This window comes from Kitasatospora sp. NPDC058243 (assembly GCF_042882025.1).
Classification (GTDB): Bacteria; Actinomycetota; Actinomycetes; order Streptomycetales; family Streptomycetaceae; genus Kitasatospora.
Genome location: NZ_JBHVWW010000016.1, coordinates 53,693 through 68,077, shown reverse-complemented (window position 1 = coordinate 68,077; position 14,385 = coordinate 53,693). Strand labels below are relative to the sequence as shown.

Here is a 14,385-nt window from a genome sequence, read left to right as displayed (position 1 = left end):
GCATGGCCAGCGAAGCATCCGAGCAGTGGAAGGTCGTCGTCAACGACGAGGAGCAGTACTCGCTCTGGTCCGCCGACCGCGAGTCGCCGGCGGGCTGGCGCGAGGTCGGTGTGCGGGGCGCGAAGGACGAGTGCCTCGCGCACATCGAACACGTGTGGACCGACATGCGCCCCCGGAGCCTGCGCCTGCGGTCCGTCCCGGAGGACGGTGCGCAGTGAACCGGACGCTCGCACCGCACGGCGCGCGCCCGGTGGCCGAGCCCCTGCTCACCACCACCCTGAACCTCCCGGAGTGCCAGGCCCGGGGCTGGGTCGTCGTCGACTCCATGGTCGACGGCCTGGCCCTGGGCGGCACCAGGATGACCCCGACGGTGACCGAGCAGGAGCTGGCCGGGCTCGCCAGGGCGATGACCCACAAGCTGGCACTGGTCGGCCTGCCCATCGGTGGCGCCAAGGCCGGCATCGCACCCGATCCGGGCGCCACCGTCGAGCGGCGGGCGGTGATGCGGGGGTTCGGCCGCGCCGCGGCCCCGCTGCTGAACGGCGGGGTGTACCTGGGGTGCGACCAGGGCACCACCTACGCCGACCGGCAGGTCGCCTTCGAGGCCGCCGGGTACGACGTCACCCGCCGCCCCGGCACCACCCGTCTCACCGTCGACTGGGCCGAACTGTGGGACCACATGGCCGACATCACCGGGTTCGGCGTGGCCGTCGCGGTGCTCGGCGCCCTACGGGCCTCCGGTGCGCGGACGCCGCAGCGCATCGCGATCCAGGGCTTCGGCACCGTCGGGCGCGCGGTGGCCGGCCACCTGGCCGCCCACGGCCACTCGGTGGTGGCCGTGGCCGACGTCCGGGGCACCATCGAGGACCAGCGCGGACTGCCCGTCGCCGAACTCGCCACGCTCACCAGCAGCGACGGCACGATCGACCGGAACCGGCTGCCCGCCCGGGTCACCGTCCACGGGCCCGGCCAGGCGTGGCTGCACGTCGACGCCGACGTGCTGGTGCTGGCGGCGTCCGCCTCCGCGGTCGACGAGGAGGCGGTGCCGGCGGTCCGGGCCGGCCTGGTGGTCGAGGGCGGAAATCTCAGCTGCACCCCACCCGCCCGCCGGTTGCTGCGCGAGGCCGGCCACACCGTCCTGCCGGACGTGGTCGTCAACGTCGGCGGAGCGGCGGCGACCGGGTGCGTGCTCGCCGGGCTGGCCCCGTCCGACCTGCCGCTCCCGCAGTTGTCCGCGTGGCTGCGCGAGTGGGTCTCCAGCAGGATCGCCCGGAACTGCGAGCTGGTGCAGGAGCTGAGCACCTCGGGCAGCGCCGATCCGGTCGCCCAGCTCCTCGGTTCGCGCGGAGCCCCGGCCGGCGCCTCCGAACCGGAGGTACCGGCCGAGCGGTGACCCGCCGGGAGGACGCGCCCTCGCGGCTTCACTCGAACGTCGCTCCACTCGAACGTGGCTTCACTCGAAGCGGACCGCGCCCCCTTCGTGGTTGCTAGCCTCCCGGGATGACCGCGACATTCGACGAAGCCGTCCGCGCCCGGCTGCGGGCACCCAACATCTGGTACGTCGGCACCGTGTTCGCCGACGGAGCACCGCAGGTCAGCCCGATGTGGGTGGATCTGGAGGGCGAGGGGGAACTGACGTTCAACACCTCGGTGGGGCGGGTGAAGGAGGAGAACCTCCGTCGCGACCCGCGCGTCTACCTCTCGCACGCGGACGCCACCGATCCCTTCGACCGCGTGCAGATCAGTGGCGTGGTGGCCCGCTTCGTCGAGGGCGAGGAGGCACGCGACCGGATGGACCGGCTGGCCCGCAAGTACCTGGGCGTCGAGCGCTACGAGTGGACCATGCCGGGTGAGCAGCGGGTCGCGGTGATCGTGCGCGCGCTCAAGGTGCGGCACATCGTCGGGGTGGAGCGCTTCCGTCCCGGCGGGCCCGTCCCTGCCCCTGCCCCTGCCCCTGAGTAGTGCTCCTGCCCTCGCCGCCTTCGCCTCATCAGCGACTCATCAGCGACCGAAGCGACCGAAGCGACTCAAGGTTGGCGGTCAGTGCGCGCATGCGCGGCCGGCCGCGCATGAACCCGGCTCCACTCATCAGGCCTCATCAGGCCCCTCGGGATCGATCATCTAGGCTGGCGCGGTGACTGATGAGCAGGAGCGGGTGCAGCCGTCGGGAGTGTGGGCCACGGCGGTGGGGGTGGCCAGGGTGCGGGCGCTGGAGACCGAGCGGGTGGACGCGTTGTTCCGCGACCCACTGGCCCAGGCCTTCGCCACCGCCGGCGGCCTGTGGCCCTCCTCGCCGCCACCCGGTGACGAGGCCGCGCGCCGCCGCCGACTGGCCGTGTCGTACTCCATCGTCATCAGGACGAAGTTCCTCGACGACCTGTTGCAGCGGGCCTCCGCGTCCGGGGTCCGGCAGGTCGTGCTGCTCGGCGCCGGCATGGACAGCCGCGCCTTCCGGATGGACTGGCCCGAGGGCACCCGGCTGTTCGAGGTCGACACCGCCGCGCCACTGGACTTCAAGGCCTCGGTGCTGCGCCAGGAGCGGGCCGTCGCACGCTGCGAGCGGATCACCGTCGCGGCGGACCTGCGGGAGGACTGGCCGGCCGCGCTGGCCGCGGCAGGGCACGATCCGGCCGCACCGACCGTGTGGATCGCCGAAGGACTGCTGATCTATCTGCCCGAGGACGCGGTGGAGCTGCTGCTGGCCCGGATCAGCGCGCAGTCGGCGGCAGGCAGCCGGATGGGGCTGACCTTGGGCTCGCGCGGCGTGATCGAGCGCTTCGGCGCGGACTCCGTACCGGGCTCGGCGGCGTCCATGTGGGTCTCGGAGATGCCCGACGACCCGGTGGACTGGCTGGCCGGGCACGGCTGGGAGGCCGACACTCACACCCTGCGCGAGCGCGCTGCCGCCTACGGCCGCCCGGTCAACACCCCGCCGCAGCGCGAGGAGCAGCCCGGCGGACTGGTCTCGGCGGTCCGCCGGTAGAGCGCCTCCCGGTTCCCCGGATCATCGATTCCAAGGGGGCCCGATCCACCCAGCAGCCGCCCGAACGCTGCCACTTCACGTATGTGCGGGCCCGTGGCCGCCACGTCCAGCGCGTTCCGGCAAAGGGTTCGTCAACGGTCATTCCTTCGCTGCCGAATCCCGCAGGTGGCATGCCCACCGGGTCCGGCCGGACCGGCATTCGCCGTGGTCGGGAGGTGGAGGGGAGTTGGCGAAATCGTGTCCATGGCCGGTCCGGCCCCGTTGACCGCCGGTACGGCCGGGCGGTTGGCTCGCCCCGAGCCGGCCGACGGGGGCGGGAGGCGGCACGGCCCGAGGCAAGGGGAGGACGGTTCAGGTGGAACGGACGAACGCGAGGACCCGCGGCCGGTGGGCGGTACGGGCCGGCAGCGTGCTGGCGGCCGCACTCCTGGCCGCCACCACGGCCCAGGTCCGGGCCCAGGCCGCGCCGCTCCCGGGGGGCACCGTCACGGTGAACGTCGCCCCTGACGGCACCCCGGCCGACGACTGGTCGGAGCCGCTCGGCCTGAGCGCCGACGGCCGCTACGCCCTCTTCACCTCGCTGGCCGCCAACCTGGTGCCCGGCGACACCAACCGCCTGTACGACGTGTTCGTCCGCGACCTGTGGACCGGGCGCACCGAGCGGGTGAGCCTGGCCGACGACGGCAGCCAGCTCGACGGCTCGACCAACCAGGCGGCGATCAGCGCCGACGGCCGGTACGTGGCCTTCAGCACGAACGCCACCGACGTCATCCCGGGGCGGCACGGCGACGGCCGGTTCGACGTCTACGTCCGCGACCGCTGGACCGGCCGCACCGAACCGCTCACCGCGGGCACCGGCGCCGGCAACTCGCTCGACCCGGCGATCAGCGCCGACGGCCGGTACGTCGCGTACACCTCGGACCGCGCCGACCTCGCCCCCGGCACCCGGCCCGGCGTCCAGAACATCCACCTGACCGACCGCCGCACCGGCACCACCCGCCTGGTCAGCACCGGCCGCGACGGCACCGCCGCCGACGGCGGCTCGGTCGAGCCCTCACTCAGCGCCGACGGCCAGACCGTCGCCTTCCGCTCCAAGGCGACCAACCTGCTGCCGACCACGCCCACGACGGCCGCAACAGCCACGGCCACGGCCACGACCGCCACCAAGCCCCCACCCGCACGGCAGCTCTTCCCGCTCTACACCTACGACGCGCGCACCGGCCGGATCCAGGGCGCCAGCATCGACGCCACCGGCACCCTGCGCGACGCCGCCAAGGCCGGACGCCTCAGCCCCGACGGCCGCTACGCCCTCTTCCGCGTCTTCGAGCGCGAGCAGGACACCGTCCAAGTCCGCCTCTACGCCCGCGACCTGCGGACGGGCACGGTGACCACGGTCTCCGCCGTCGACTCCCAGCCCGCCGTCATGACCGCCGACGACCGCTGGGTCTACTTCGCCTCCGACTCCGCCGCTCTCGTCCCCGACGACACCAACGGCGTCGCGGACGTCTTCCGCCGCGACCTGTGGACCGGCCGGATCGAACGCGTCAGCACGGCGGCCGACGGCAGCCAACGGCCCGGCGCCTCCACCACCCCCAGCGTGGACGCCCTCGGCACGACGGTCCTGTTCAGCACCCTGAACGGCACCGGCGTGGAGCTCCTGGCCCGCCGCCTGCCGCCACTCTGACTTCGATCGAACTCCGCTCTCCGGCACTTCCGATGACGGCGACGGTGCAACGCGCCGGAGAGGGTCCAATTCGGTTGAGCGGCCGACACGGCTCTGGTAGCAATGTGACATGATACAAGGACTCAAGGTCGCCCTTCGCGCGCGCCACGAGAGCGACGTCGCCGTTCTGCAGACCGAGCTGTACGACGACGTCGCCACCCGCTCCCGGGCCGACACCCGCCCCTGGCGGCCCATCTCGCCGGGCGCGGCAGACTCCCCCTACGCGCCGACCCCGCCCTCGGACGACGCGGCCTGCTTCTCCGTACTGGAGCTGGCCTCAGGGGAGTTGGCCGGGGAGGCCGTGCTCTGGGGCATCGACACCCACAACCGCACCGCCCACCTCGGGATCGCCCTGCGCCCCGGCCTGCGCGGCCGGGGCCTGGGCACGGATGTGGTCAGGGTGCTCTGCCAGTACGGCTTTGCGATACGCGGCCTGCACCGGCTTCAACTGGAGACCCTCGCCGACAACACCCCGATGATCGCGGCCGCCCGCAGGGCCGGCTTCACCCTGGAGGGAACCCTCCGCCGATCCGCCTGGGTGTGCGGCGAGTTCGCGGACGAGGCCGTCCTCGGGCTCCTCGCCGACGAGTGGAGGCCATGAGGCTCGCCGCAGCACCGCCCTACCAGTCGCGGACGGATTCGCAGCCCTCGATCAGGCCCTCACCGGCCCAGGCCAGATCGGCTCCCGACTCGGCCTCAGCCTCGGCGATGATGGCGCCGAGCGCGTCGTAGAGCTCTTCGCGCTCAACAGTCTCGATGAATCCGGCGCGCGCGTCGAGCTCGTTGAAGGCTTCGCCGAACTGCTCCCCGAGCTCGACGAGCCTCGGCGTCAGAACGTCCGCAGACTCCCCCGACGCCAGCGCAGCCAGCACCGCGCGCCGCGTCGCCCTGTACTGCGCCAGCGCCTTCTTGTAGACCGCGGCGCTGATCTGATCGCGGCCGTCCCAGTTCCGGAGCGGATTGTTGAGGTTCTCGGCGAGCCACTGGGGCTTGCGGGGCTTGGCGACCCTGAGGTAGACGCCCTGGCGCTCCTCGGGCCGCCAGAGCTTCCTCATCGCCGTCGCATACTCCGCGGGGACACTGACCAGTTCCAACTCCTCCAGCGCCGGAACACGCCCCGGCAGGAGGCAGTCCGCCTCGACCATCCCGAAGACGTCGGAGAGCCTGAGGTGCTTCAGCGAAGTCAACTCGTTGAGGCTCGATGCCGATGACAAGGTCACCGGCCCGCTGAGCGTCAGGCCGGTCAGCGCGGGATACCGCTCGACGAGCCGCGCACAGTCCAGCGATTCCACAGCCCGAACGTTCAGCCGACGCGTCTCCTCGTCAGGATCTGCGGGCCCCGCGGGAGAGTCGTTCAACTCAGCGCCGGTGATGCTCTTCGCCCACGGGTCACGCCACTGCGACTCGTCGCCCTGCCGTCGGCGCCGCGCCAGGGCCAGATCGAGCCCCATGCCCCACCCGAACGCGTAACTGTTCGGCGGCTGGCCGTGCAGCAGCGGCAGCGTCCCGATGACCTTGCAGCTCCGAGGGAGCACCCACTCGTAGGAGCAATGCGCCGGACCGAAAGGACCCCAAAGCGGCACGACTTCGCCGAGCTCCGCCACGGACATCGGCTCCGGGCCGGACCAGTCGAGGTGCAGGACGCCCGCGCGCTGGTGGTCCGGGTCCAGATCGGTGATCTGTGCCGCTGTCCACTCGCCGAGGTACTCGGAGAACGCCGCGACGACATCGCCCGGGACGATGGGCCTGGGAGGTGCTGGTTCCTTGACAGTAGCCATGCCCCGCACACTATTCGGCACCACCCACAACGACGTCCGCATCGTTTCGCGGGGGCCTTGCCAGACACTACGGTCACCGTACTATGGTGTGGGACGTGAAGAACAAACGCTCCATGCAGGAGCCGACCTTCCTGCTCCTCACCGCTCTGGCCGACCGGCCCCGGCACGGCTACGCGCTCGGGGACGAGGTCGCCGCGATCTCCGAAGGCCGGGTACGGCTCGGCGCCGGCAGCCTGTACGGCACCCTCGACCGGCTCCTGGCCGAGGGACTGATCCGCGTCGAGCGCGAGGAGACGGTGGACGGGCGCCCCCGGCGCGTGTTCGCCCTCACCCCGGACGGTGAACAGTCGCTCAGGAACGAGGCCGAACGCCTGCGCTCCGCACTGCGCGAGGCCGACCGGCGCCTGACCCAGACCTGGACCCGTCCCGCAGGAGGCACGGCATGACCTCGAAGCACCCCTTGAACACGCGCCTGCTGCAACGGGCCCTCCGGCTGTACCCGGCCTCCTACGGCGCCGGTGCACTCGCGGAGGTCGCCGACCTCGCCCAGCACCGGATCGCCGGCTCCGGCCCCGCGACGGGACTGCGCGAGGTGGCCGACGTCGCCGGGCACGGGGCCCGGCTCCGACTGGGCATGGTCTCCCACCGGCCGCCGGGCCGGGCGTTCGCCACCGCGGCGCCGCTCGCCGCGATGCTGGCCGGAACGTACGCGGCGACCTACCTGTGGCGGAACCTGCGGCTCGCCATCAGCCCCGAGTCCCCTGGCTTCCCCGCCGGAGCCCCGGCGGGAGGCGCGATCCTGGCGGCGACGTCGCTGCTCGTCCCCGCTGTGCTGACGGCGTGCGCGGTCGTGGCCGGCCGCTGGTCGGCCGCACGGGCCCTGGCCCTGGTGTCGCTGGTACTGGCACCGCTGTTCTACGCCATGTGCCGCCTCGGGCTGCTCGACCTGGACTTCCGCACCGCGGCCGAACTCGGCCTCGGCCCCCGGGGGTTCGGGCTGATCGCGCTCAACACCCTCGTCCTCCTGGTCGCCCCGCCGGACCGGACCCGCAGGACCGGTGCCGGGCTCTGGCTGGTCGCCGCCATGGTCACGGCCCTGGGCATCGGCGCCACGATCACCGGCGAGTCCGCCGAGCGGCTCCTCACCTCCGGCTTCGGCACCTGGGCCCCGCTCGCCACCGGCGCCGCCCTGGCCTTCACCGCCCGGACGGCCGGGAACGCGGCCCTGGCCGCGACCGTCCTGGCGGCACCGCCCGTACTCACCCCCGTACTCCTCGGCGGCCACGCGTCGGTCGCGGCGATGCTGCCTCAGCTCCTCATCCCCTCCGCCTTCGGCTACCTGACGGCCCGAAGCGCGATCCTCCTCATCGGCCGCCTCCCCCGACGGGGCCGCCTCTCCCGCCCCTGACCGGCTCCGCGCCCCTCTCCCCCGGGGTGAGCCCAGCCGGCCGGAACTCGGCGAAGGCCCGCGAGCCGAGGTGCTGCAACGATGCCGGTAGGTCCGGACATCGGCCTGTCGGAACAGCCGTTGTGATGTCGAGGCGCTCGCCCTGGAACTGACGGCCCACCGAGGTACCACCACCCGACTCCATCCGCGACCGGGGCGACCGGACGTGACGGCGAGTTCCGCGGGCGGCCACTGCGTGACCGACCACCGGCACCACCCGGGTCGAACCGAGCGTCGCCCGCGTGGTCAGTTCCTCGACACTGGTCACCGTGTACCTCCGACCACGACGGGCGGCGAGGCGGCGATGTCAGCCCGGGCGCATACGCTGTCGCGACGGAACGGGGATCGTGGCACTGGAGGCGGCATGTCCTTGACCTGGCTGGAGACGGAGGGCGGCCCGTTCATCGTGGTTCCACGCGACGCCCTGTCGCACTGGTCGGGAACGGAGGGCGACTACGACCGAGCCTGCGAAGTGGTGGAGCTCGTCGGTGTCCTCGACCTTCCGGAGGGAGCCGAGGCGCTCGTCCTCGGGGACGAACCGATGTCCACCGCCTACCTCCCCGAGCACCGAGTCCTCGTCCGCTGGTGCTATGCGGAGAGCGAGGAAGGTGTCGCCGACCTCGTTCTGGCCGGGCTTCCCACCGCCGAGTGGGAGAAGGGACCCGTGCTGAGGACCACGGGCGAGCTCGTCATGTTCGACGCCGCCTACTTCGGCACCGAGGTCGGGACGCTCGCGGACAGCACCGTTCTCGATCTCGGCGCCGGCCGCCACCGGGTGGACTCGGCGAGCATCGAGCCCGACCACCTCACGTGCTTTCGCGTCCACCGATTCGTCGAGCTGACCTGACCAGTCGTTTGCTCCACTGCTCCGCTGCTCCTGGATGAGGCGGGCCGGCCGCGGATGGACACGGCCGCAGCGCCCGGGCCCGGCCGGGTGTCAGGGGTGGTAGTCGGTGAGGGTGTGGGTGGGGGTCCAGCCCTGGGTGCGGGCGCGGGTGAGGTCGAGGACGACGCTGCGGGTGAGGAGGTCGACGGTGTAGGGGGTGAGGCCGGGGATGCGGGTGGTGCGGGCGGCGAGGCGGGCGAGGGGTGCGGGGAGGTGGGCGATGCGGGCGGGGAGGCGGTGGGCGGTGAGGACGTGGCGCAGCGCGTCGTCGCGGCGGTAGGGGGTCGCGTCGGCGATGTTGTAGGCGCCGGGCGGCCAGGGCGGGGCGCCGGTGAGGCCGAGGGCGGACAGGCAGGCGTCGGTGAGGTTGGCGACGGCGGTGAGGCTGAGCGGGATGTCGCGGCCGGGCAGCGGGAGCAGGCCGTGCCGGGCGCGGGCGAGCAGTTGGGGGACGAGGTGGGGGTCGCCGGGGCCGTAGACGGCGCGGGGGCGCAGGACGACGGCGCCGGCCGCGAGGGCGAGGCGTTCGGCGGCGGCCTTGGTGCGGCCGTAGGCGTTGAGGTGGCCGGCGACGGTGGGGTGGTCCTCGGTGACGGCGGGGGCGGTGCGAGCGGCGGGGGCGGTGGTGCGCGGGTCGTAGACGCTGGCGCTGCTGACGTGGACGAGGGGGCGGCCGGCGGCCGCGCGCAGGACGCGTTCGGTGCCGGTGACGTTGACGGCGTGCTGGTGGGCTTCGGCGGGATCGCCCGGGGGCAGGTCGGCGACGGCGGCGGCGCAGTGGACGACGAGGTCGGCGCCGGTGAAGTCGGGCGCGCCCTCGGTGGCGTCCCAGGGGCGGTGGTGGCCGACCGGGCCGGGGCGGCGGCCGTGACAGGAGACTTCGAGGCCCAGGGCGGCGGCGGTGCGGGCGAGGTGGGCGCCGCAGAAGCCGGTGGCGCCGGTGATGGCGAGGTGCATCAGGATCTTCCCCGTCGGACGGTGAGTTCGGCGTAGCCGGGCAGGGCGCTGCGGCGGTCGACCCGGGCGCGGGTGACGACCGGGTGGTGGGGGGCGAGCGCCAGGAGGAGGTCGGCGAGCAGGGCGCGGGCCAGGCCGGCTCCGGGGCAGGCGTGCGGGCCGGCGCCGAAGACGGCCTGGGTGGCGGCGGGATCGTCGGCCGGGCCGCGGCGGTGGGCCCGGGCGGCGTGCCGGGCGACCAGGACCAGCCGGTCGCCGGCCCGTACGGGGTGCCCGGCGAGGGTGGTGTCGGCGGCGGCGACCCGGGGCAGCAGCGGGGACGGGGCGGTCAGGCGCAGGAGTTCGGCGGCGAGGCGGGGTGCGGTCGTCGCGCTCACGGTCGGCCAGAGCCCGGCGTCGGCGCACCAGGCGACGGCCCGGGGCAGGGCGGCGACGGTGGTGTTCACGGCGGCGACGGCCACCATGGCGTCGCGTGCGCCGCGTGCGTCGGGCGCGTCGGGCGCGTCGGGTAGCAGGGCGGCGAGCCGGGCGGCGGCGTCGACCGTGGCGGCGGCCGCGTCCGGGCCGCGGCGGCGGGGGCCGGGGAGGTGGTCGCGGGCGGCGTGGGCGGCGACTTCGGCCGCGGCGTGGGCGAGGTGGTGCGGGCAGGACTGCGCGCCGGTCAGGGCGGCGGCCGTGACACCGGCCAACTCACGTGCCAGTGCCACGAGTTCGATCTCGCCCGCGGCCAGGCCCGGGATCCGCTTCGCGAGCACGGCCTGCCAGTGCGGGCGGATCCGTTGCTGTGCGGCGGTGTCGAGGCCGCCGGCCAGGGCGCGGCGCGCGTTGCGGTGTTCGGCGCCGTCCTGGTCGAACAGCAGTCCGCCGTCGGTGAGTTCGGCCGCCGCGCCGCCGGTGGTGCCGGGTGCGGTGCGGTCCAGCGGGACCTTGGTGAGCGCTTCGCGGTAGGCCTCGGTGCCGTGCACCAGCACGGTGCGGCCGAGCCGGACCACCGGGCGGCGGCGGGTGGCGGCGAGCAGGGCGAAGAGCAGGGGGTGGCTGCGCAGGTAGACCCGGCGGTCCCGGCGGCGCGCCCGGCGGGCGGCGGCGGGTGGGGTCGTCGGTGCGGGCGGCGGCGGGGGTGTCCGTGCGCTCACCGGTGCGGTCATGGGGTCGGTCACCGGGCCAGCTCCCGTGCGCAGTGCGCGGCGGCCGCCGCCCGGTCGGGCTTGCGGGAGCGGCCCGCGAGCGGGACCTCGCCGAACAGGACGGCGTCCGGCCGGGCCGCTGCCATCCGGTCGAGCGGCCCGCGCAGGGCCTCGCGCAGGCGCCGCGGGTCGGTGCCCGGCGCCGGCTGGACGAGGGCGACCAGCCGCTCGTCGCCGTCCCCGGCCGGAACGCCGACCAGGACGGCGAGTTCGACGCCCGGCAGGTGCAGCGCCGGTTCGTACAGGCCGGGGTAGATGTTCTCGGCGCGGCGCAGCACCATGTCCTTGAGGCGGCCGGCGAGGACGATCCGTCCGTCGGGGGTGAGGGCGGCGCGGTCGCCGGTGCGCACCCAGGGGTCGGGGTCCTCGCCGAGGTAGCGGTGGCGGGCGCCCGGGCCGGTGAGCAGCAGTTCACCGCCGGTGGCGATCCGGGCGCGGACGCCGGGCAGGGGGGCTCCGACCAGGTCGCCGTCCCCGTCGTGGGCGCTCTTGTCCGCCTCCTCGACGGCGGCGGCCGGGAACAGTTCGGTGAGCGCGTAGACGCTCCAGGCCTGGTGGGCGCCGGACTGTTTGACCCGGCGCAGCAGGGCGGCGTCGGCGGGGGCGGAGCCCGTCCAGACCCGGCCGGTGAAGCGGGCCCCGGCGGCGAGGGCGGCGCGCAGTTGCGGTGGGGTGAGGTAGGTGTGGGCGGGGTCGAGCCGGGCGAGTTGGCGGCCGAGCGCGGCGGGGCGGCGGGCGGGCAGCACGACGGCGGCGCCCGCGGCGAGGGCCGGGACGAGGACGAAGAACGTCCCGCCGAGGACGACCGTCCCGGGACGCGGGTCGACCAGGTCGGCGACGGTGCGCAGCCCGGCGGCCAGCCCGTCCCGGGTGTGGACGACGGCGCGCGGGCGGGCGGTGGTGCCCGAGGTGAAGACGATCACCGCGTCCGTTTCCGGGCCGCCGTCAGGCCGGGCGGGCGGGGTCGCGCCGGCAGGGCGCAGGTGCGGCGCGCAGCCGGGCAGGCGGCGGCCCAGGGTGGCGACCGGCCCGAGCGCGGTGAGGCGGGGCAGGGCGAGGTCGGCGCGGCGGGCGAGCGGCCCGGCCCAGCCGGCCACCGCCTGGGCGGCGGCGTCGGCGAGGACGAGATCGGGGCGGGCCAGGGTGAGCCGGGCGGCGAGCACGTCGGGCCCTGCGGTCGGGTCGAGGACGGCGATGCGCAGGCCCAGCCGGTGCGCGGCGAGCATGACGGCCAGTGCGCGCGGCCCGGGCCGGACGGCGACGCCGACGGTGGCGCCGGGGCCGAGGCCGTGGGCGTGCAGCGCGGCGGCGTAGCCGTCGGCCAGGTCGGCGAGTTCGCCGCGGCGGATCACCGGGCGGACGGTGCCCAGGCGGGTGTGGCGCAGGACGGCGGGCCGGTCGGGGTGGTCGGTGCGCAGGGCGTGGGTGAGCCGGTCGAGCATGGCGGGGTCCTTCGGCGGGCTGCGGAGCGGAACGGAGCGGGTCCGGTCGGGAAAGGGTCGGCAAGGAGCGAGGCGCGCGCGGCGCCGGGCGCACGGGGCGCGCGCGGGCTGTCAGCGCACGTCGACGGCGCGCGGCCCCGCGCCGCGCTCCAGGTACCAGCGCGCGGTGCCCACCACGCCGTACGCGCGGATGCGCCGGGTGGAGTTCTGCACCACCATGTCGCGGCGGCGCACCACCGCCGTGGTGTGCCGGCGGACCCTGTTGAGGAACGCCCGGTCGGTGGGTGAGGGCCGCCGGGGCATGCCGCCGACGGCGAGGTAGAGCTCGGCGGTGATCGCCATGTTGTTGCCCGCGTGCATCCGGTACGAGGTCAGGTAGCCGTGTCGGCGGCGGTGGGCGGGCCGGATCCGGCCGAAGAAGGCGCCGAGCGCGACCAGCACCAGGAACACCGCGCGCCCGGCCGGGCCGTGCTCGTCGTGGCGGGCGGTGACCCGGCCGCAGACCAGCCCGCCGGAGGCGACCAGCCCGGCGCGGGCCGCGGCCGTCCAACCGGGTTCGGGCAGGCAGTCGGCGTCGGTGCGGGCGAGCAGGGTGGCGCCGTGGGCGACGGCGTGCCGGAAGGCGGTGTCCACTGCGGAGCCGACGCCCTTCTCCGGCTCGACCACCACCTCGACCGGGAACGGCGCGTGGGCGGCGAAGGCGCGCGCCAGGGCGACGGTGCCGTCGGTGGAGCCGTTGTCGGCGACGAGCAGGGTGAAGTCGCGGTCGCGCTGGGCGGCGAGGGCGCGCAGCACGCCCTCGATCCGGGCCTCCTCCTGGTAGGCGGGGACCACCACCCACAGGTCGGTCCTCACGATGCCTCCCAGACCATGGTCATGAGGCTGACGCCGCCGCCGAGCCCGATCAGCAGCACCTTGTCGCCGGGCGCCAACGTGTCGCGTATTCGGTCGAGTTGCACGCCCAGCGTGGCACTGGCGACGTTGCCGAGTTCCGGCACCGTCAGGACCAGCTTCCCGGCCGGCACCCCGGTCAGCTCGACGAAGCGTTCCAGGTAGGGGATCGTCACCTGGTGCACCAGCACCCGGGCGTAGTCGTCCCAGCCGAGGCCGGTGCGGGCGGCGAGCCGGGCCAGGGCCGCGGGGCCGATCTCCTCGAAGATGCCGCGCAGTTCCTTGCCGCCGCCCCGGAAGTAGCTGTACTCGTCGCCGCGCGGGTGGCGGGAGCCGCCGCCGGGGATGCCGCCGGCCGGCCAGTGCTCGGAGGCCGTCTCCGTCCCGACGTCGAGGATGCCGCCCCGCTCCACGGCCTCGACGACGACGGCCGCCCCGGCGTCGCCGAAGGTGTAGCCGGCGAAGCCGTCCCGGAACTCCGCCGGGGAGGACGGCGTGCGGAGCATGGCCCGGCTGGGCGTCTCGCCGGTGACGACCAGGGCACGCCGGGCCCGGCCGGCCAGGATCATCGCGCGGGCCAGGTCGATCCCGTTGAGGAAGCTGTTGCAGGCGTTGCTGACATCCAACGCATGCGCACGGGTGCCGAGTTCGGCCTGCACGATGTGGGCGGTGGCGGGCTCGCACACGTCCCGGGTCGCGGAGGCGAACAGCAGCAGGTCCACGTTCTGCGGGCGAAGCCCGCGGGCGGCGAGGGCGCGCCGGGCGGCGCCGACCGCGAGGGTGGAGGCGTACTCGCCGTCGGCGGCGAAGTGCCGGGTGCGGATGCCGGTCGCCTTCTCGAACATCCGCTCCGGCAGGGCGAGTCGGCCACCGGCGGTGACCTCGTCCTGGAGCTGCTGGGAGGTGAGCCGCCGGGCCGGCAGGTGGGAGCCGACGGCGGTGATGCCGATCCTCGGTGTTGCTGCTGGGTGCATGCCCCCATGCTCCGGCGGCACGGCCGGGGGGGGATTAAGCACGGGGACCCGGCCAGGCCCCCACGCCCCCCCCCCCCCTCCCCTCCCGCCCCCCACCACGGTGCCCGGGCACCGGCT

15 protein-coding genes are annotated in these 14,385 nt (G+C 74.9%); 9 read left to right on the top strand and 6 right to left on the bottom strand.

The features are described 5' to 3' along the window. The first annotated feature begins 2 nt into the window (after window positions 1-2). The 6 genes from ACFVX9_RS13880 (at window position 3) to ACFVX9_RS13855 (ending at window position 5,307) form a co-directional block, all read left to right on the top strand. Window positions 3-218, top strand: coding sequence for an MbtH family protein (locus ACFVX9_RS13880; protein WP_380340059.1), 216 nt, complete (start codon window positions 3-5; stop codon window positions 216-218). Further along, a complete protein-coding gene (locus ACFVX9_RS13875; protein ID WP_387981753.1) occupies window positions 215-1,393 on the top strand; it encodes a Glu/Leu/Phe/Val dehydrogenase dimerization domain-containing protein in 1,179 nt (392 codons plus the stop codon). Before ACFVX9_RS13880 ends, ACFVX9_RS13875 begins: the two co-directional genes overlap by 4 nt. Before the next feature lie 107 nt (window positions 1,394-1,500). Beyond that, complete coding sequence (locus ACFVX9_RS13870) at window positions 1,501-1,962, top strand: TIGR03618 family F420-dependent PPOX class oxidoreductase (protein ID WP_387981752.1); 462 nt, start codon at window positions 1,501-1,503, stop codon at window positions 1,960-1,962. Window positions 1,963-2,134: 172 nt separating this feature from the next. Continuing rightward, window positions 2,135-2,983 carry a class I SAM-dependent methyltransferase gene (locus tag ACFVX9_RS13865; RefSeq protein ID WP_387981750.1) on the top strand — a complete coding sequence of 283 codons (849 nt, stop codon included), beginning with the start codon at window positions 2,135-2,137 and terminating at the stop codon, window positions 2,981-2,983. 355 nt (window positions 2,984-3,338) lie between these two features. Next, window positions 3,339-4,667: a hypothetical protein gene (locus tag ACFVX9_RS13860; protein ID WP_387981749.1), complete on the top strand. Its 1,329-nt coding sequence runs from the start codon at window positions 3,339-3,341 to the stop codon at window positions 4,665-4,667. Between the two features lie 109 nt (window positions 4,668-4,776). Beyond that, window positions 4,777-5,307 (top strand): GNAT family N-acetyltransferase, encoded by a 531-nt coding sequence (locus tag ACFVX9_RS13855; protein ID WP_387981748.1) that lies wholly within the window; start codon window positions 4,777-4,779, stop codon window positions 5,305-5,307. A gap of 19 nt (window positions 5,308-5,326) precedes the next feature. On the opposite strand, the gene ACFVX9_RS13850 is transcribed toward ACFVX9_RS13855, so the two are convergent. Then, window positions 5,327-6,484, bottom strand: a complete 1,158-nt coding sequence (locus tag ACFVX9_RS13850; protein WP_387981746.1) for a hypothetical protein — start codon at window positions 6,482-6,484, stop codon at window positions 5,327-5,329. 113 nt (window positions 6,485-6,597) lie between these two features. Between ACFVX9_RS13850 and ACFVX9_RS13845 the strand changes: the two genes are divergently transcribed. The 3 genes from ACFVX9_RS13845 to ACFVX9_RS13835 all read left to right on the top strand — a co-directional run bounded on the left by ACFVX9_RS13845 (window position 6,598) and on the right by ACFVX9_RS13835 (window position 8,778). Continuing rightward, window positions 6,598-6,930, top strand: coding sequence for a PadR family transcriptional regulator (locus ACFVX9_RS13845; protein WP_079136622.1), 333 nt, complete (start codon window positions 6,598-6,600; stop codon window positions 6,928-6,930). Continuing rightward, the gene (locus tag ACFVX9_RS13840) at window positions 6,927-7,892 is read left to right on the top strand and encodes a hypothetical protein (RefSeq protein WP_387981744.1); all 966 of its coding nucleotides are present in this window, start codon (window positions 6,927-6,929) and stop codon (window positions 7,890-7,892) included. The genes ACFVX9_RS13845 and ACFVX9_RS13840 overlap by 4 nt, the downstream gene beginning before the upstream one ends. A gap of 403 nt (window positions 7,893-8,295) precedes the next feature. Beyond that, window positions 8,296-8,778: an Imm21 family immunity protein gene (locus tag ACFVX9_RS13835; RefSeq protein ID WP_380423890.1), complete on the top strand. Its 483-nt coding sequence runs from the start codon at window positions 8,296-8,298 to the stop codon at window positions 8,776-8,778. A 90-nt stretch (window positions 8,779-8,868) separates the two neighbouring features. On the opposite strand, the gene ACFVX9_RS13830 is transcribed toward ACFVX9_RS13835, so the two are convergent. From ACFVX9_RS13830 to ACFVX9_RS13810, 5 genes are all read right to left on the bottom strand, one after another. Next, window positions 8,869-9,774: an NAD-dependent epimerase/dehydratase family protein gene (locus tag ACFVX9_RS13830; RefSeq protein ID WP_387981742.1), complete on the bottom strand. Its 906-nt coding sequence runs from the start codon at window positions 9,772-9,774 to the stop codon at window positions 8,869-8,871. After that, a complete protein-coding gene (locus tag ACFVX9_RS13825) occupies window positions 9,774-10,934 on the bottom strand; it encodes a cytochrome P450 (protein WP_387981740.1) in 1,161 nt (386 codons plus the stop codon). Before ACFVX9_RS13825 ends, ACFVX9_RS13830 begins: the two co-directional genes overlap by 1 nt. Continuing rightward, on the bottom strand, window positions 10,931-12,403 hold the full coding sequence (locus tag ACFVX9_RS13820) for a class I adenylate-forming enzyme family protein (RefSeq protein ID WP_387981739.1): 1,473 nt from the start codon (window positions 12,401-12,403) through the stop codon (window positions 10,931-10,933). Before ACFVX9_RS13820 ends, ACFVX9_RS13825 begins: the two co-directional genes overlap by 4 nt. 111 nt (window positions 12,404-12,514) lie before the next feature. Next, the gene (locus tag ACFVX9_RS13815; protein ID WP_380340022.1) at window positions 12,515-13,258 is read right to left on the bottom strand and encodes a glycosyltransferase; all 744 of its coding nucleotides are present in this window, start codon (window positions 13,256-13,258) and stop codon (window positions 12,515-12,517) included. Then, window positions 13,255-14,268 carry a 3-oxoacyl-ACP synthase III family protein gene (locus tag ACFVX9_RS13810; RefSeq protein ID WP_387981738.1) on the bottom strand — a complete coding sequence of 338 codons (1,014 nt, stop codon included), beginning with the start codon at window positions 14,266-14,268 and terminating at the stop codon, window positions 13,255-13,257. Before ACFVX9_RS13810 ends, ACFVX9_RS13815 begins: the two co-directional genes overlap by 4 nt. Between the last annotated feature and the right edge of the window lie 117 nt (window positions 14,269-14,385).